A 17,683-nucleotide genomic window follows, 5' to 3' on the forward strand; every position below is an offset into this window, starting at 1 on the left:
GTGTCAGTTCTTAGTCCGCCGCCAGGCTCGCGCTGTCGATGACGAAGCGATACTTCACGTCGCTGCGGGTCATGCGGGCGTAGGCGTCCTCGATCTGCTGGATCGGGATCATCTCGATGTCGGCGACGATGTTGTGCTCGGCGCAGAAGTCGAGCATCTCCTGGGTCTCGGCGATGCCGCCGATCATTGAGCCGGCGATGGACTTGCGCCGGAAGATCAGCGAGGCGAACTGCGGCGAGGGGTGGTTGTGTTCGGGCACGCCGACCAGAACCAGGGCGCCGTCACGACGCAGCAGGTTGGTGTAGACGTCTAGATCGTGGCTGGCGGCGACCGTGTTGATGATCAGATCGAAGCTGCCGCGGTGCGCCTTCATCTCATCGGCGTTGCGCGACACCACGACCTGATGGGCGCCCAGGGCCTTGGCGTCTTCACGCTTGTTTTCCGAGGTGGTGAAGGCCACGACTTCAGCGCCCAGGGCGCGGGCGAGCTTGACCCCCATATGGCCCAGGCCCCCGATGCCGACGACGCCGACCTTCTTGCCCGGCCCGGCGTTCCAGTGGCGCAGCGGCGACCAGGTGGTGATGCCGGCGCACAGCAGGGGGGCGACGGCGGCCAGTTGATCCTCGGGGTGGCTGACCTTCACCACGAACTTGTCGCTGACGACGATGCGTTGCGAATAGCCGCCCAGGGTGTGGCCGGGGGCGTCCGGCGTGGGGCCGTTGTAGGTGCCGACCATGCCCGTGCCCTCGCAGTATTGCTCAAGCCCTTCGTCGCAGGCGGCGCAGGTCTGGCAACTGTCGACCATGCAGCCGACGCCGACCAGATCGCCTTCCTTGAAGCGGCTGACGTGGGCGCCGACGGCGGAGACGCGGCCGACGATCTCGTGCCCCGGCACGCAAGGATAGAGGGTGCCGGCCCATTCGCCGCGCACCGTGTGCAGGTCGGAATGGCAGACGCCGCAATAGGCGATCTCGATCTGGACGTCGTGGTCGCCGGGGGTGCGGCGGACGATGTCGAGCGCTTCCAGCGGTTTGTCGGCGGCGTGGGCGCCATAGGCTTTGACGGTCATGGTGTTTTCCTCGGGGGACGCGGGTAGCGGGAGTTAGTCGGCCTGGACGGGGGCAAGGTATTCCGCCTCGGTCACATGTTCCATCCAGGTGACGGGTGAACCGTTCAGACTCTCCTGAATGGCGATGTGGCTCATGGCCTCATGCGGGGTCGCGCCGTGCCAGTGCCTGTGCTCGGCGGGACACCACAGGATGTCGCCGGCATGGAACTCCAGCTTCGGCCCGCCTTCGACCTGGGTCCAGCCCACGCCCTCGGTGACGATCAAGGTCTGGCCGAGTGGATGGGTGTGCCAGGCCGTGCGGGCGCCAGGCTCGAACCGCACCAGGGCGCCGCTGACGCGGGACGGCGCGGGGCGCTGGAACTGGCCGGTGACCGTCACCTTGCCGGTGAAGTAGTCAGCCGAACCCTCGGTGGTTTTCTGGTCGGCCTTGCGCAAGATGTCCATGATCGGTGCTCCTTCCTGAGCCTGAACGGGGAGGGCGAGTGCGGCGAGCGCCAGGGCGGCGGCGCGGGCCTTCATTGGGACAATGCCTGACCGAAGAAATCGCCCAGTCGGTCGAACGGGATCACATCCAGACGGTCGTATAGGTCGACATGGTTGGCGCCGGGAATGATCATCAGTTCCTTGGGCTCGGCCGCCGCCGCATAGGCGGTCTCGCTGAAGTAGCGCGAGTGGGCTTTCTCGCCGTGAATCAGCAGGATCGGGCGCGGCGCGATCTCCTGGATGTAGGTCAGCAGCGGCATGTTCATGAAGGACAGAGCATTGGTCTGCGTCCAGGCATTGCCGGAGTTGACGGCGCGGGGATGATAGCCGCGCGGGGTCATGTAGTAGTCGGCGTAGTCCGCCATGAACTGCGGCTCGCCGCCCTTGAGGACAAGCGAAGCCGGGCCATAGGCCGGCGCGCCGTTTTTTAAGTCTTCCCAGCGCTGGCGGCTGAGTTGCTCCAGCGTTTGCGTGCGCTGCTCCAGCGTGACGCTGTCGTTGTAGCCCCGGGACATGACGCGGGTCATGTCATACATGGTCACGGCGACGACGGCCTTGACGCGCTTGTCCACGGCGGCGGCGTTCAGGGCCATGCCGCCCCAGCCGCAGATGCCGATCAGGCCGATCCGCTCGCGGTCCACGATGGGATGCAGACCGAGGAAGTCGACCGCCGCGCTGAAGTCCTCGGTGTTGATGTCGGGCGAGGCGACGTTGCGCGGTTCGCCGCCGCTCTCGCCGGTGAAGGACGGGTCGAAGGCCAGGGTGGCGAAGCCGCGCTCGGCCATGGTTTGGGCATAGAGGCCCGAGGCCTGTTCCTTGACCGCGCCGAACGGCCCACTGACGACCAGCGCCGCCAGGGGACGTTCCGTGCGGGTCTTGGGCAGATAGAGATCGCCCGCCAGGGTCAGGCCATAGCGATTCCTGAACGTGACCTTCTGGTGATCGACGTTCGGGCTTTGGGGAAAGGTCTTGTCCCAGTCGTCGGTCAGGGTCGGGGTGTCCTTGTGCTGGGCCTGGGCGGGGACGGTGATCCCGGCGCTCAGGGCGACGGCGCCGACGCCGGTCAGCTTCATCAGGTCGCGGCGCGCCAGATGGCGGGTGTCAGAGCGGGTCATGATCATCTCCTCGGTCGTGTCGGTTATCGGGGTTTCAGGAGTTTCTGGCCGTTGCCGACCAGGACGACGGCGGCCCCGGCTAGGACGGCGCTGCCGATGAAGGTCGCCTGGATCGAAAAGCCGTCCAGCAGCCAGCCGCCGACCACCGCGCCCAGCAGGATGGAGGCCTGGATGGCCGCGACCATCAGGCTGCCGGCGGCCTCGGGCGCGTCATTGGCGTTCTGGGACATCCAGGTCATCCAGATCACCGACATGGCGGTGTTCATCGCACCCCACAGCACCAGGATCAGGCCTGTCGCGATCGGCGAGGCGCCGAGGACCAGAAGACCCAGGGTGCAGGCGCCCATCACCAGGGCGGGCAGTTTCAGCAGACGAGCGACCTCGCCCCTGACGAAGCGGCCCGAGGCCCAGGTTCCGACGAAGCCCGCGCAGCCCAGCGCCAGCAGCAGGATCGACAGCAGGGTGACGTCCACCCCCGTCACCCGCTCAAGGAAGGGGCGCAGGTAGGTGAACATGGTGAAGGCCGAGCCCCAGGACAGCATGGAGGCGATCAGACCCGTCAGGAAATAGGGCCGCTTCAGCAGGCTGAACATGGCGCGGAAATCCTGCTGCTGACGGGCCGGCAGGGAGGGCAGGGCGACGACATGCCAGATCAGGTTCAGCGCCACGATGGGCGTCAGCGCCCAGAAGACCTCGCGCCAGCCCAGCAGGCCGCCGAGGTAGCTGCCGGCGGGCGCAGCGAAGGCCGCCGCGATCGCCTGGCCGCCGAACATCAGGGCCAGGGCGCGCGGCACCTCGGCCTCGGGAACCAGGCGCATGATGACGGCGGTGGCCAGGGCCCAGAAGCCGCCGACGCAGACGCCCAGCAGGGCGCGGCCGATCATCAGCACGGCGAAGCTGGGCGCCGCCGCGACCAGCACCAGGGACACCAGCATCAGGGCGGTCATGGCGACCAGAACCCATTTGCGGTTCAGTCGCCCCGCTGAGGTGGTGACCAGCAGGCTGGCGGCGATGGCGAACAGGCCGCTGATCGAGATGGCCTGTCCGGTCTGGCCCTCGGTGGCGCCCAGGCCGTGGGCCATCGGGGTCAGCAGGCTGACCGGCATGAACTCCGAGGAGATCAGCAGGGCCACGCACAGGGTCATGGACAGGACGGCGCCCCAGGCGGCGACGGGACGCATGGTCGTATCGGCAGAGAGTGTGGCTTGGGTCATGGCCGGCCTTCTACCGGCGGCGAGACAAAGCGATTAGCCGGCTCAATTGGCATGAACTAATCGACAGGATCGAATAATCTGACGCTCCACCACGGGAAGGCGCCATGGAACGGACCGACTTCAATCAACTGACCTGGTTCCAGGCTGTGGCCGAGGAGCGCAGCTTCACCAAGGCGGCGGCGCGTCTGGGCGTGGCGCAGTCGACGCTCAGCCATGCCATCAAGCAGTTGGAGGCCCGCATGGGCATCCGTCTTCTGACCCGGACGACGCGCAACGTCGCCACCACCGTCGCGGGCGAGCGGCTGCTGCAGACCATCGCCCCGCGCATGACCGAGATCGAGGCCGAGATCGCCGCCCTGACGGCGTTTCGCGACAAGCCGTCCGGCTCCATCCGGCTGACCCTGTCCGATCACGCCCTGGACACGGTGGTCTGGCCCAAGCTGAAGCCGGTGCTGGCCGCCTATCCCGACATCAGCGTCGAGCTGCTGCTGGACAACACCTTCCGCAACATCGTCGAGGAGGGCTACGACGCCGGCGTCCGCCTCGGCGAGAGCGTGGAAAAGGACATGATCGCCGTCCGCATCGGGCCGGACTGGCGTCTGGTGGCGGTGGCCTCGCCCGCCTACCTGGCGGCGCACGGACGACCGCGGCACCCTCAGGATCTGGTGCGCCACCGCTGCATCAACACGCGCCAGGAAACCTCAGGCGGGCTCTACGCCTGGGAGTTTGAAAAGGACGGCAAGGAGCTGCGGGTCCGGGTCAGCGGCCAACTGACCTTCAACAATTCCTACGCCATGGTCGATGCGGCGGTCAGCGGCTTCGGCATCGCCTATGTGCCGGACAGCATGGTGTCAGCCGCTGTCGCCTCGGGCGCGCTGGAGGTAGTGCTGGACGACTGGTCCCCGCCGTTCGAAGGCTACTTTCTCTATTACCCGAGCCGCCGTCAGAACCTGCTGGCCTTCCAGATCATCGTGGATGCTCTGCGGCATAGACGGGCGGAGACGGGGCTGTCCTAAACCCGCCCCTTGACCGGCAGCAGGGCGCCCGTGACGGCCGAGGCCGCGTCACTGGCGAGGAACAGCATCACAGACGCCAGCTCGGCCGGCTGGACCCAGGTCGAGAAGTCGGCGCCCGCCATGTCCGCGCGGTTGGCGGGGGTGTCGATGATGGAAGGCAGGACGGCGTTGACGGTCAGGGGCGACGCCCTGGTTTCCTCGGCCAGAGCTTCGGTCAGCTTGTGCACGCCGGCCTTGGATGCGGCATAGGCGCCCATGCCTGCGCTGGCCTGAAGCGCGCCCAGAGCGCCGACGTTGACGATGCGTCCGGCGCTCGACTTGGCCAGATGGGGCAGGGCGGCGCGACAAGCGTTCAGCACGGTCGTCAGGTTCATCCGCTGCATCCGATCCCAGCTTTCCAGCGGGCCTTCGGTCGTCTGCCAGACGAAGCCGCCGACGGCGTTGAGCAGGCAGTCGATACGGCCGAAGCGTTGGGTTGCAGCCTCCATAGCGGCCAGGGCGGCGTTCGGATCGGTCAGGTCGATTCCGCCGAGGCCCAGCCAGTCGTCGCCGTCCGCGCGCTCTACGGGACCGAAATCGATGGCGGCTACGGCGTCGCCGCGCATCAGGGCGGCGTCCGCAATGGCCCGTCCGAGCACGCCAGAGGCGCCGGTGATCACTGTGACTCGCTTGCTCATCGGGGCCTCTTGATTGGTCAGTTGCTCAGCTTCGGGCGCGGTCATGCCAGGGTCAAGGCTGCGGGCGGCCGATCATTGAGGCGCGGCTGGTCATATCCAAACGCGTCACGCTGTGGCTAAACCGTGTACCTTGGCGTCCATGATAAAGGCGGAGGCGGAATGAGCGAAGCAGGCGAGCGGAGGCAGGGCATTCAGTCCGTGGGCATCGGCCTGCGGGTTCTGGAGGTTCTGGCGGCGCAGAACGGCGCGGCGGCGCTGGGCGCGATCGCCCAGGCGTCGGATCTGTCGGCGTCACAGGCGCACCGCTATCTGGCCAGTCTGATCGCCGCCGGGATGGCGCGTCAGGATACGGCGACGGGGCGGTATGAATTGGGGCCGGGCGCGCTGCGTCTGGGGCTGGCGGCGCTGTCGCGGATGGACAGCTTCCGCGAGGCGGCGATCGCCCTGACCGACTATGTCGCCGAGACCGGGCGCACGGTGCAGATGGGCGCTCTTGGCCCCACCGGGCCGATCGTGGTGCGCTGGATCATGGGCACGCCGGCCATCTCGACGTCGCTGATGGTCGGCTCGCCGCTGCCGTTGCTGAGTTCGGCGACAGGGCATGTGTTTCTGGCCTTCCGACCCGAGGCGGCGACGCGCCAGATGGTCGAGCGCGAAACCCAGCCGCAGTTCCAGCCGGTCGATGTCGAGGGCTTGCGGGCGCGTGTTCAGCGCGACGGCTATTCCGCTGTTCGGGGCGACCTGATCCCCGGTCTGCGGGCCACCGCCGTGCCGATCTTCGACCTGCAGGGGGAGGCGGTCTTCACCGCCACGGTTCTGGCGACCGACGTGTTCAAGCCGGAATACGACGATCAGGCGCGCCAACGCCTGATCGAAGTGTGCGACCAGATCACGCTGGCGACGGGCGGGGTGCGTCCGTTGCTCTGACGGCTCAGACGGCGACGGCCTTGCGCAGGTCGGTCGTCGGATCGGAGGCCGTTTCCGCGATCAGGGTCTTGCCCATCAGGCGGCGCGCCGTGGCGAAATCGCGCGGTTGATCCAGACAAACGGCCCCGACCAGAGTGCCTTCACGCAGATAGAGACGCACCGCATCGCCGCGCGAAATGACCATGTCGCCGGCCGCCGGATCACCGAGGATTTGCAGGTTGCAGCCGCACTGGGCGGTCCAGAACCAGGGCGTCGGCTCGACCTCGGCGGGCTGGCCCATAATGGCGAGGGCGGCGGCGCGGGCCGAGGTCTGGGCGTGGGCCCAGGTTTCCATGCGGGCGGCGGCGCCGTCGCGGACCCGCGCGGCCAGATCGCCCACGGCGAAGATGCGATCGTCGGCGGGCGAGCGGTAGTCGTCGCCGACCAGAACCCCGCCCGCCACCGGCAGACCCGCCGCCTCGGCCATCTCGGTCGAGGGGATGATGCCGATGCCGACGACGATCAGGTCGGCCTCTATGGTCGTGCCGTCGTCCAGCCGGGCGATGACCGATCCGTCAGCGGCGTCTTCCAGCGCCTGCAATGACCGGCCCAGCTTGACCTCGACGCCGATGCGGGCGTGGGCGGCGGCCAGCCACTGGGCGGCCTCCGCCGGGACGTTGCGGCCCAGCAGCCGCTCGCCGGCTTCGATCACCGTGGCGGTCAGGCCCAGACCCCGCAGGGTCGAGGCGGCCTCCAGACCGATCACCCCGCCGCCGATCACCAGGGCGCGGGCGCCGGGTCTGGCCGCCGCCGCGATGGCGCGGGCGTCGTCGGCGGTGCGCAGGTAGCGGACAGCCGGGTGGTCGGGCAGGGGCAGGCGGCGCACGCGGCCGCCCATGGCCAGGACCAGTGTGTCGAAGGGCTCGACCGATCCATCGGCCAGACGAATCTGGCCCGCATCACGGTCGATGGCGACGGCCTCGGCGCCCAGTTTCAGGCTTACGTCCAACTCGGCCCAGCGTTCAACGGGCGCCAGCCAGACCGGATCGGCCTCTGCGCCCGACAGGTAGTCCTTGGACAGGCTTGGACGTTCGTAGGGGGGGTGCGGCTCGTCCCCGACGACGAGAATAGACCCCGAAAAACCCAGATCCCGCAATGAGATAGCGGTCGCGCCGCCGGCGTGTCCGGCGCCCAGGATGACGATGCGTTCAGCCATTTGTGATCTCCATCGGTCGTTGCATCACATGCAACGCATTTGACATAGATCAAAAACCACGACACCAATGCGGTCAACGGCGACATGAGATCGCTGCTTCGAATTCTTTGTCCGGGAGCTTTCAGTGAACATCCCCGTACGCCCGCCGGAGGGCGAAAACAGCCGCGCATGGCCGGCCGACGTCGACGCCGCAGTGCCCTATTGGGTCTATACGGACCCCGCGATCTACGCCGAGGAACTGCAGAAGATCTGGTACGGGCCGCATTGGCTCTACGTCGGTCTGGAGTGCGAGCTGGCCGAGGTCGGCGACTGGAAGACGACGACCCTGGGCGAGAAGCCCTGCGTCATGGTCCGCTCGGGCGAGGACGAGATCTCGGTCGTCGAGAACCGCTGCGCCCACAAGGGCGTCAAGTTCTGCCAGACACGCACCGGCCACTCCAAGGAGCTGATCTGCCCCTATCACCAATGGTCCTATGCCCTGAACGGCGACCTGCAGGGCGTGCCCTTCCGCCGGGGCGTCAAACGCCAGGGCGGCATGCCGTCGGACTTCGATCCCAAGGACCACAGCCTGAACAAGCTGCGGGTCGAGGTGGTCAACGGCGTGGTCTGGGCCACCTTCTCGGACGAGACGCCGCCCTTCCGCGAGTATCTCGGCGAGAAGTTCTGGAAGCATTACACCCGCGTCTATGACGGCCGGAAGCTGGAGGTGCTGGGCTACAACCGTCAGCACATTCCCGCCAACTGGAAGCAGATGCAGGAGAACATCAAGGACCCCTATCACGCGGGTCTGCTGCACGTGTTCTTCGCCACCTTCGGCCTGTTCCGCGCTGACCAGAAGTCCGCCGTCGATATCGACGACGAAGGTCGCCACGGCATCCTGATCTCGCGCAAGGGCGAGCAGGAAAAGTCCGAGGCCATGGCCGACATCCGCAACTTCCAGGGCGATCTGGTGCTGGAAGACCCCCGCGTCATGGACGTGGTGCAGGAGTTCCCCGGCGAAGAAACGGTCGGGATGATCACCATCTTCCCCAGCGTGATCCTGCAACAGCAGGTCAACAGCCTGACCACGCGCCAGATCGTGCCCAAGGGCGTGGGCGGCTTCGACTTCCACTGGACCCACTGGTGCTACGCTGACGACACGCCGGAGATGCGTCTGCGCCGCACGCGTCAGGCCAACCTGTTCGGCCCGGCGGGCTTCGTCTCGGCTGACGACGGCGAGGTTCTGGAAATGACCCAGCAGGGCGCCGCCGGTTCGCCGGACGAGCATTTCATCCTGCAGATGGGCGGCCGCGAGATCGCGCCGACCGACCACCAGGTCACGGAAACCGCCGTGCGCGGCATGTACCGCTACTGGCGCAAGGTCATGGGCCTGTGAGCATGACTCAGACTATCGCCCGCGACGAAATCCGCGACCTCTATGACGCCTATTACGGCGTGCTCGACGACGTCGATCTGCACGCCTGGCCCGACTTCTTCACCGAGGACTGCCTGTATCGGGTGATCCCGCGTGAGAACTACGACGCCGGCTATACCCTGTGCACCATGCAGGCCGAGAGCCGGGGCATGCTGAAGGACCGGGTGACCGGCCTGACGCGGACCCAGATGTATGCGCCGCGCTATTACCGTCGCTTCCCCACCGCGCCGCGCGTGACAGCCCAGGACGAGGCGGGCGTCAGCATTCGCCACAACCTGCTGGTGGTGCAGACTCTGGTGGACAAGCAGTCGGACATCATCCTGTCCGCCGTCTGCCACGACCGCATCGTCCGCGACGGCGATCGCCTGCGCTTTGTCGAGCGCATCGTCGTCTTCGATTCCGAAATGATCCCCAACAGTCTGGTGTACCCCGCATGACCGACGCCGCGACCCTGTCGTGGGTGGCGACCTTGCCGCCCTCGGCCCTCGAAGAACACGGCGTGGCCAAGGCCAGCGCCAACGGCCTGAACGTCGCTCTCTATGTCGTGGAAGGCGAGTATTTCGCCACCGCCGACCTGTGCACCCACGGCGCCGCCAGCCTGTCCGACGGCTTCCTCGACGGCGAGCTGATCGAGTGCCCACTGCATCAGGGCACCTTCAACGTGAAGACCGGCGCCCCGGTCGACGCCCCGTGCTCGGTCGCCGTGCGCAGCTTCCCGGTGAAGCTGCAGGACGGCCTGCTGCACGTCGGCATGGAGGGCTGAGCCATGCACGAGGTCCTCTCCAACGACCAGCAGTCGCAGTTGAACGCCCTTTATGAACAGATGGAGCCGGAAGGCCTCTATCCCCTGTGGGAGAAGCTGTCGGCCCTGGTCCTGCCCCAGCCGGATTCCCCGGCCAAGGCGCACAAGTGGTCCTATGACAACGCCCGCGACTACCTGATGCGGGCGGGCGACCTGATCAGCGCCAAGCAGGCCGAGCGCCGCGTACTGATCCTGGAAAACCCCGGCCTGCCGGGCCATTCGGGCATCACGCCCAGTCTCTATGCCGGTCTGCAACTGATCCTGCCGGGCGAGATCGCCCCGGCCCACCGTCATGCCCAGTGCGCCCTGCGCTTCGTCATGGAGGGCTCGGGCGCCTATACCTCGGTGGACGGCGAGAAGGCGGTGATGCAGCCGTTTGATCTGGTGCTGACGCCGGGCGGCCAGTGGCATGACCACGGCAACCCGACCGAGACGCCGATGATCTGGCTGGACGGTCTGGACATCCCCACCGTCCGCCATTTCGACGCCAGCTTCGCCGAGGGCTATTCGGAGGATCAGTTCCCGGAACAGGCTCCGGCCGGCGACAGCCTGAACCGTTACGGCCGCAACATGCGTCCGCTGAAGGGGCACACGGCGGATCGTCGCCCGGCGCATCAGCCGCTGTTCCACTATCCCTACGCCGAGTGGCGTCCGGCCCTGGATGTCATGGCCGAGAGCGGCGCCGAGATCGACCCGCATCTGGGCCACGCCCTGGAGTTCATGAACCCGATCGACGGCGGGCCGATCATGGCCACCATCTCGGCCCATGTCCGCCTGTTGCCGCAAGGCTTTGAATCCAAACCGCGCCGCTCGACCGACGGCACCATCTTCGTGGTGGTCGAAGGGACGGGCGAGGCGGTCATCGAGGGCGAGACGATCGCCTTGAAGCCGCGCGACATCGTCGTCGTGCCGTCGTGGAAATCGGTCGCCTTCAAGGCGGCCAGCCGACTGGTCCTGTTCGGATACTCCGACAAGGCCTGTCAGGAAAAACTGAACCTCTACAAGGAAGAGAACGCATGAGCCTGCTGTTCCAACCGCAAGCGCCCGTGCTTGCCCCGACCAACACCGGGGACGAATTCCCGGTCCGCCGCATCTTCTGCGTCGGCCGTAACTACGCCGCCCACGCCCGCGAAATGGGCCGCGACCCGGACCGTGAACCGCCCTTCTTCTTCACCGCCTGGGCCGAGACGGTGGTGCTGGACGGGACGACCATCGCCTATCCGTCCAAGACCGAGAACTTCCACTATGAGGCCGAGCTGGTCGTCGCCATCGGCAAGGGCGGTCGCAACATCGCCGCCCGGGACGCGCTGGACCACGTCTGGGGCTACGCCACCGGCCTGGACATGACGCGCCGCGACCTGCAGCTGGAAGCCCGCGCCCAGGGTCGTCCGTGGGACACCGGCAAGAACGTCGAGCAGTCGTCGCCGCTGGGCCTGATCCACAAGGCGGGCGAGGGCTTTGATCCCGAACACGGCAAGATCGAGCTGACCGTCAACGGCGAGGTCAAGCAGACGGCGGATCTGGCGGACCTGATCTGGCCGGTGGCGGACATCGTCGCCTATCTGTCGGGTCTGTGGGAGATCCAGCCCGGCGACCTGATCTACACCGGCACCCCCGCCGGCGTCGGCGCGGTGGTTCCTGGCGACGCCATGACCGTGACCATCGACGGCCTGACCCCGCTTAACATCAAGGTCGGCCCGCCCGCCGCCTGATCCCTTTTCACACGCATCATCAACACAGGGAGAGGCGCGCGACAGACGCGCCCTCCCAGGAGGACGACACATATGGCAGCCATGGGTGAGGGGGGCGGAAACGCCGTCATCGACCGGGCCAAATTCGGCCCGCTACAGTTCGGCGTCACGGCGCTGTGCTTCATCATCGCCATGCTCGACGGCTTCGACACCCAGTCGATCGCCTTCGTCGCGCCCAAGATCGCCGAGGACTGGGGTCTGGCCCCGTCGGCGTTCGGCCCGATCTTCGCCATCGGCCTTCTGGGCCTGACGGTCGGCGCCTTCACCCTGAGCCCGGCGGCGGACAAGTTCGGTCGCAAGACCATCATCCTGATCTCGACCTTCATCTTCGGCCTGTTCGCCCTGCTGACGGCCTTCTCGACCTCGATGAACGAACTGCTGATCTATCGTTTCATCACCGGGGTCGGCCTGGGCGCCGCCATGCCTAACATCATCGCCCTGACCAGCGAATACGGCCCGGCCCGCCTGCGCGCGACCCTGGTGACGGTCATGTTCTGCGGCTTCCCGCTGGGCTCGACCATCGGCGGCCTGGTTTCGACCTGGCTGATCGCCACCTGGGACTGGCACTCGGTCTTCGTCGTCGGCGGCGTCCTGCCGCTGCTGCTGCTGCCGGTGCTCTATTTCATGCTGCCGGAATCGGTGCGCTTCATGGTCGCCAAGGGCGCGCCGGAGCACAAGATCGCCCCCATCGTGAAGAAGATCGACGCCGACGCCTCGGTCAGCGACTTCATCGCCGGCCTGAAGCACGAGCAGACCTCGGCGGCCAAGGGCTTTTCGGTCTTCCAGCTGTTCCGTGAAGGCCGCACGCCGGTGACCCTGCTGCTCTGGGTCGCCTTCTTCATGAACCTGCTGGTCATGTACTTCCTGGTGAACTGGCTGCCGACCCTGCTGAAGGGCGCCGGTCTGCCGCTCAGCCTGGCCATCCTGTCCACCGCCACCTTGAACCTCGGCGGCGTCGTCGGCGCCATCGTCCTGGGGCGGATGATCGACAAGATCAGCCCCTACATCGTCCTGGGTTCGGCCTATGCCGCCTCGGCCGCCTTCATCGCCCTGCTGGCCTTTGGCGGCGCCAATCTGACGGTTCTGCTGCTCGGCGCGGCCCTGTCCGGCTTCGGCGTCGTCGGCGCCCAAATCGGCTGTAACGCCCTGACGGCGGCGGTCTATCCGACCGCTATCCGCGCCACGGGCGTGGGCTGGGCCCTGGGCGTCGGCCGCATCGGCGCCATCGTCGGTCCCCTGGTCGGCGGTGTGCTGCTGGCCGCCGGCTGGAGCCCGCAGAACCTGATCCTGCTGGCCGTCATCCCCGCCGTGATCGCCTCGATCGCGGTCTTCACCCTCGGCGGCGTGCGCCGTCGCGCCGGAGTCTGACCCCATGATCCTGCACGGCTATTTCCGCTCCACGGCCTCCTGGCGGGTGCGTATCGCCCTGGGCCTCAAGGGACTGGAGGCCGTGCAGGTCATCCACCACCTGCGCAAGGGCGAGCAGCGCTCGCCCGCCTATCTGGCGCTCAATCCGCAGGGCCTGCTGCCGTCCTTCGTCACCGACGACGGGGCGGTCCTGACGCAGTCGCTGGCCATCATCGAATACCTCGACGAGACCTCGCCCGAGCCGTCGCTGCTGCCGGCCGATCCGGTGCAGAAGGCAAAGGTCCGGGCCGTGGCTCAGGCCATCGCCTGCGACATCCACCCGGTGCAGAACCTCAAGGTGCTGCAACGCCTGCGCGACCTCGGTCTGGGCGAAGAAGTGGTTCAGGCCTGGGCCGCTGCCGTCATCGAGGAAGGCCTCGACGCGGTCGACAAGCTGCTGGCCGACCAGCCGGGTCCCTTCGCCTTCGGCGACGCCCCGACTTTGGCCGACCTGTGCATCGTGCCGCAACTGGGCAACGCCCGCCGCTTTGGCGTCGAGCTGCGCTGGCCGCGCCTGTTGGCGCTTGAGGCCGCCTGCCTCGAACTGCCTGCCTTCCAGAATGCGGTGCCGGGCAAACAGCCCGACGCCGAATAATCACCCCAATCGAACCGAGCGCGGAGCCAACCGCGCCCTTTCCCGGAGGAAATCCATGACTATCGCTGCTGCGGCCGCCGCCGCATTGCTTTCGCACGCCCCCATGCCCGCCGACGCCGAGGCGCCGATCCAGACCGCGCCCGCCGCCGGTCTGGCCGCCGCGCCTGCTCCGGCCGCGCCGCCGCCGTTCAAGCTGATCAACCACGACGAGAGCTATGCCTATCTGGCCGACCCGGCCAAGCGTACCTCGACCTGGTCGAAGTTTAAATATGTCCCGGTCGGCGGCGAGGGCAGCCCGGTCTGGGCCAGCTTCGGCGGCGAACTGCGCTTCCGCGCCGAGCACCGCGACAACGAACGCTTCGGTCGCGGTCCTCAGGACACCGGCGGCGACTTCCAGACCCGCGCCCGCCTGTGGGGCGAATTGAACCTGGGCTCGTCTCTGCGCGCCTTCGTCGACGTTCAGGACGCCCGCACCTCGGGCCTGGCCAGCGGCGAGCCGGTGATCGAGGAAAGCCGCACCGACCTGCATCAGGCCTTCCTTGAGGCCAAGACCGGTCTGGGCGCGGGCACGTTGCGCGTCCGCGCCGGCCGTCAGGAGTTCGGCCAGGGCGGCTTCCGCCTGTTCGATATGCGCGAGGGCGCCAATGCCCGCGTGGCCCTGGACATGGTCCGGGTCATGTATGACAGCCCGACCGGCTGGAGCGGCGGCGCCTTCGCCGGCTATGCCCTGCGCGAAGGCAAGGCCTCGTGGGATGACGCCACCAACTTCGACTATCGCCTCTATGGCGCGACGGCCGCGAAGACCCTGGGGCAGGGGGCGACGGCGCCCAAGCTGGAGCTGCTCTACGCCAACACCGACCGGCTCGTGACGCCGTTCGATGGTCAGGTAGCGGGCCGCGACGATCGCGACACCCTGTCGGTGCGCCTGTCGGGCAAGGTCGCGCCCTGGGACTATGAGGTCGAGGCGGTGAAGCAGTGGGGCTCGTTCCGCGACCTCGACATTGACGCCTGGTTCTTCTCCGCCGTCGGCGGCCGCACCTTCTCAAGCGTGAAGTGGTCGCCGCGCGTGGCCGTGCGTCTGGACGTCGGCTCCGGCGACAAGGACCCGAACGACTGCAAGTTGAACAGTTTCAACCCCCTGTTCCCGCAACCGGCGGCCCTGCGCACCGATCTGGGCTTCGCCAACATGGTGCTGCTGCAACCCGAGGTGACGGTGCGCCCGACGCCCAAGCTGACCCTGGGCGCCAACACCGCCGGCCTGTGGCGTCAGAGCAAGGATGATGGCCTCTATGCCCTGTCCGGCATGGTCCTGCGCGGCGCCAATGAGGGGCAGTCGTCCTACGTTGGCTGGCGCACCGGCGTCTTCGCCCGCTACGCCCTGACGCCCCATGTCTCGCTGATGGGCGTGGCCAACTACACCAAGGCCGGCGACTTCCTGAAGGAGACTGGCACGGCCGAGGACCTGTCCTACCTCGGGACCTTCCTGACCTTCAGGTTCTGACCCTGATCGCTGTCTGGGACTGCGCCGTCCGACGCAGTCCCAGGCGAGGTTTGGTCAGTAGGTGTAGGTCAGGTCCACGCCCCACATCCGCGGTTCGGTCAGGCCGACGAAGGGCGTGCCCAGCGTCGTGGCGGTGATGTTGTTGACCCCGGTCACATACTGGTTGTCGAACAGGTTGTTGACGTAGACGCCGACCTGATAGCGCGCGCTGGCGTTGCGCCAGTAGAGGCGTACGTCCGTGCGGTTCTGGGCCTCTGACGGGTCGAACCAGGGGGTCTTCAGGCACGAACCCTGGCCCGTTGAGGTCGTGTTGCACCGACCTTCGCCGCGATAGGCGTGGATCACCTGCATGTCGAGCGAACCCGCTGCGCCCATGTCATGGCGATAGGCGGCGCCCGCCGACGCCGACCACAGGGGCTCGCCCGTGGGCTGTCCGGCCAGGTCCCCGTCGTCGGTCATTTTCCGGTTGTAGGTGGCGTCGATGTATTGGGCGTTGGCGAACAGGTTCAGGCCTTCGACCGGCTCCCAATCCAGTTGCATGTCGACGCCCCAGGCCGTGTCGTCGCTGGTCTCGATCAGATATTGCGGCACGCTGGACCCCGCCGGGACGACCAGGCGGATCGACTGCTTGCCGTCATAGTCATACTGGAAGGCTGAGAGGTTGAGGCGGGCGTTGGCGCCGATGTCGCTCTTCAGGCCGATCTCGAAGTTCTGAACGTCTTCGTTGTCAAAGCGCGAGGCGACCTCGACGCTGTTGAAGCCCCCGGCCTTGTAGCCCTTGGCGTAGGAGAAGAAGATCATCGCGTCGTCGGTCAGGTGATAGTCAGCGACGAAGCGCGGGCTCAGGTCCGTCCACGTATCCGACAGCTTGCAGGTCACGCCTTCCTGAACCGTCACGCCGTTCTCGCACGGCACGCCGGCCAGGCCGGACAGGTCGAAAACATAGTCCGCGTGCAGATAGCCGAGGGCCGGACCCATGTTGTCGCTGAGCACGAAGTTGACCATCGGATCATTGAGCACGGCGTCCAGATCGGGGGCGATGCGGCGACCGTTCAGCCACTGGAACGACTTCTTGTCACGCGTATAGCGCAGGCCGAACGTCAGGTTCAGGCGGTCGCTGGCGGCCCAGATCACGTCGGCGAAGAGGGCGGTCGCGTCGAAGTCGCCCTCGTTGATCATGTCCTCCTGCCAGCTATGGCCCAAGGTGCTGGCGGGAATGCCGGCCATGCCCAGGATCATGTCGGCCAGCGAGAACAGCGGCGCGCCGGCCGCATTGGTCAGGATGGTGTTGATGGTGTCGGTGGTGGCGTAGGTGTCGCTGCGCTGTTCGGCGTGTTCCGAATAATAGCTGGCGCCGACGATCCAGTTGAAGGCGCCGGTTTCGCCGGCGAGACGGAGTTCCTGATACCAGGAGCGGTTCTCTTCCCGGTTGTTGGTGTCGAAATACAGGTCCGGGCGGTTGGTGCCGTCCTCGTCCTCTCGGTTCTCGGTGGTGAACTGCCGGACCGAGGTCAGGGAGGTGAAGTCGATGTCGCCGAAGGCGTGGGTGATGGTCAGCACGCCCTCGTCCAGGCGGCGGGTCTCATGGTTGTCGATGACGTCGTTGAGGACGCGCTGGTCGAACGGGTTGGTGTAGTCGGCAGGATCGGGCGGGAAGGCCGGCAGGCCCGGAGCCGTCGGGAGGGGCGCGACGCCGATCGCCGGGCGGGCGTCCTGGTCGATCTCGTCATGGCTCCAGCTCAAAATCGCCTGGGTCCGAGGCGTGACGTCCCAGCGCAGGGCCGCGCGGGCCGCCCAGTTGTCCTCGCGATCATAATCCTCGCCTGTGGCGGCGTCGGTCAGCCAGCCATCGCGACGGTTCGACAGGGCGTTGACCCTCAGGGCCATGGCGTCGTTGATCGGGACGTTGATCAGACCTTCGAAGCGGCGTTTGTCATATTCGCCGAGCCGGACGCCCAGGCGCGCCTCGAACTCGTCGCTGGGCTTGTTGGTCGTGATGGAGACGGCGCCCGCGGCGCTGTTGCGGCCGAACAGGGTGCCTTGCGGCCCTTTCAGCACCTCGATGCGCGCCACATCGCTGAAGGCCAGCAGGGCCGCGCCCGAGCGGGCCGCATAGACGCCGTCGACATAGACGCCGACCGCCGGGTCGGTGCCGACGCCGAAGTCCGAGGTCGCGACGCCGCGGATGCTATAGCGGGCCTGGGTCGGGCTGGTGTTCGAGACCGACAGGCCGGGCACGAAGGCGGCGATGTCGCCCATGTCGTCCGCCGCCAGCGATTCCAGCGTGGCGGCGGTGACCACGTTGACCGTGATCGGCACCTCTTGCAGGCTTTGTTCGCGCCTCTGGGCGGTGACGATGACGTCGTCCAGGGACGTCGCCGCCTGCGCCGTCGCTTCCTGCGCCCAGGTCAGCCCCGGTGCAGCCAGCGCGGCAGCGGCCACGCCGGCAGCCAGCATCGCCCTGCGGCGGAATTCCATCTTGGTCATAGCGGCCCTCCCAAACCCCTGTTCCCTCGA

General features: G+C 67.3%; 17 protein-coding genes. 10 read left to right on the forward strand and 7 right to left on the reverse strand.

Features of this window, described 5'->3' with window-relative positions; translation table 11 throughout:
- Positions 1-10 precede the first annotated feature (10 nt).
- The 4 genes from CQ039_RS01205 to CQ039_RS01220 form a co-directional block, all read right to left on the reverse strand.
- Positions 11-1,069: an NAD(P)-dependent alcohol dehydrogenase gene (locus CQ039_RS01205; protein WP_105562067.1), complete on the reverse strand. Its 1,059-nt coding sequence runs from the start codon at positions 1,067-1,069 to the stop codon at positions 11-13.
- A 33-nt stretch (positions 1,070-1,102) separates the two neighbouring features.
- Positions 1,103-1,513, reverse strand: coding sequence for a cupin domain-containing protein (locus tag CQ039_RS01210; protein ID WP_105562185.1), 411 nt, complete (start codon positions 1,511-1,513; stop codon positions 1,103-1,105).
- Between the two features lie 71 nt (positions 1,514-1,584).
- Positions 1,585-2,667 carry an alpha/beta hydrolase gene (locus CQ039_RS01215; protein ID WP_105562186.1) on the reverse strand — a complete coding sequence of 361 codons (1,083 nt, stop codon included), beginning with the start codon at positions 2,665-2,667 and terminating at the stop codon, positions 1,585-1,587.
- 23 nt (positions 2,668-2,690) lie between these two features.
- A complete protein-coding gene (locus tag CQ039_RS01220; RefSeq protein ID WP_199183526.1) occupies positions 2,691-3,881 on the reverse strand; it encodes an MFS transporter in 1,191 nt (396 codons plus the stop codon).
- A 104-nt stretch (positions 3,882-3,985) separates the two neighbouring features.
- Between CQ039_RS01220 and CQ039_RS01225 the strand changes: the two genes are divergently transcribed.
- Positions 3,986-4,897, forward strand: coding sequence for a LysR family transcriptional regulator (locus CQ039_RS01225; RefSeq protein ID WP_105562069.1), 912 nt, complete (start codon positions 3,986-3,988; stop codon positions 4,895-4,897).
- On the opposite strand, the gene CQ039_RS01230 is transcribed toward CQ039_RS01225, so the two are convergent.
- On the reverse strand, positions 4,894-5,574 hold the full coding sequence (locus CQ039_RS01230) for an SDR family NAD(P)-dependent oxidoreductase (RefSeq protein WP_105562187.1): 681 nt from the start codon (positions 5,572-5,574) through the stop codon (positions 4,894-4,896). The two genes, CQ039_RS01225 and CQ039_RS01230, sit on opposite strands and share 4 nt — an antisense overlap.
- 159 nt (positions 5,575-5,733) lie before the next feature.
- Between CQ039_RS01230 and CQ039_RS01235 the strand changes: the two genes are divergently transcribed.
- The gene (locus CQ039_RS01235; RefSeq protein ID WP_105562070.1) at positions 5,734-6,501 is read left to right on the forward strand and encodes an IclR family transcriptional regulator; all 768 of its coding nucleotides are present in this window, start codon (positions 5,734-5,736) and stop codon (positions 6,499-6,501) included.
- 4 nt (positions 6,502-6,505) lie between these two features.
- Here CQ039_RS01235 and CQ039_RS01240 read toward each other — a convergent pair whose 3' ends face one another.
- Complete coding sequence (locus CQ039_RS01240; RefSeq protein ID WP_105562071.1) at positions 6,506-7,696, reverse strand: NAD(P)/FAD-dependent oxidoreductase; 1,191 nt, start codon at positions 7,694-7,696, stop codon at positions 6,506-6,508.
- A 124-nt stretch (positions 7,697-7,820) separates the two neighbouring features.
- Here CQ039_RS01240 and CQ039_RS01245 point away from each other — a divergent pair, with 124 nt between their 5' ends.
- The 8 genes from CQ039_RS01245 (at position 7,821) to CQ039_RS01280 (ending at position 15,166) form a co-directional block, all read left to right on the forward strand.
- On the forward strand, positions 7,821-9,071 hold the full coding sequence (locus CQ039_RS01245; protein WP_199183527.1) for an aromatic ring-hydroxylating dioxygenase subunit alpha: 1,251 nt from the start codon (positions 7,821-7,823) through the stop codon (positions 9,069-9,071).
- Between the two features lie 2 nt (positions 9,072-9,073).
- On the forward strand, positions 9,074-9,547 hold the full coding sequence (locus tag CQ039_RS01250; protein WP_105562072.1) for a nuclear transport factor 2 family protein: 474 nt from the start codon (positions 9,074-9,076) through the stop codon (positions 9,545-9,547).
- On the forward strand, positions 9,544-9,873 hold the full coding sequence (locus CQ039_RS01255) for a non-heme iron oxygenase ferredoxin subunit (protein ID WP_105562073.1): 330 nt from the start codon (positions 9,544-9,546) through the stop codon (positions 9,871-9,873). Before CQ039_RS01250 ends, CQ039_RS01255 begins: the two co-directional genes overlap by 4 nt.
- A gap of 3 nt (positions 9,874-9,876) precedes the next feature.
- On the forward strand, positions 9,877-10,932 hold the full coding sequence (gtdA, locus tag CQ039_RS01260; RefSeq protein WP_105562074.1) for a gentisate 1,2-dioxygenase: 1,056 nt from the start codon (positions 9,877-9,879) through the stop codon (positions 10,930-10,932).
- Positions 10,929-11,624, forward strand: coding sequence for a fumarylacetoacetate hydrolase family protein (locus tag CQ039_RS01265; RefSeq protein ID WP_105562075.1), 696 nt, complete (start codon positions 10,929-10,931; stop codon positions 11,622-11,624). The genes gtdA and CQ039_RS01265 overlap by 4 nt, the downstream gene beginning before the upstream one ends.
- A 72-nt stretch (positions 11,625-11,696) precedes the next feature.
- Entirely contained in the window at positions 11,697-13,031 is a 1,335-nt protein-coding gene (locus CQ039_RS01270) for an aromatic acid/H+ symport family MFS transporter (RefSeq protein ID WP_105562076.1), read from the forward strand.
- 4 nt (positions 13,032-13,035) lie between these two features.
- A complete protein-coding gene (maiA, locus tag CQ039_RS01275) occupies positions 13,036-13,665 on the forward strand; it encodes a maleylacetoacetate isomerase (protein WP_105562077.1) in 630 nt (209 codons plus the stop codon).
- 55 nt (positions 13,666-13,720) lie between these two features.
- A complete protein-coding gene (locus tag CQ039_RS01280; RefSeq protein WP_158255967.1) occupies positions 13,721-15,166 on the forward strand; it encodes an alginate export family protein in 1,446 nt (481 codons plus the stop codon).
- 54 nt (positions 15,167-15,220) lie between these two features.
- Here CQ039_RS01280 and CQ039_RS01285 read toward each other — a convergent pair whose 3' ends face one another.
- Positions 15,221-17,653 carry a TonB-dependent receptor gene (locus CQ039_RS01285; RefSeq protein WP_105562079.1) on the reverse strand — a complete coding sequence of 811 codons (2,433 nt, stop codon included), beginning with the start codon at positions 17,651-17,653 and terminating at the stop codon, positions 15,221-15,223.
- Positions 17,654-17,683 lie beyond the last annotated feature (30 nt).

The organism is Brevundimonas sp. MYb52 (assembly GCF_002979535.1).
In the GTDB taxonomy this organism is placed as follows: Bacteria; Pseudomonadota; Alphaproteobacteria; order Caulobacterales; family Caulobacteraceae; genus Brevundimonas.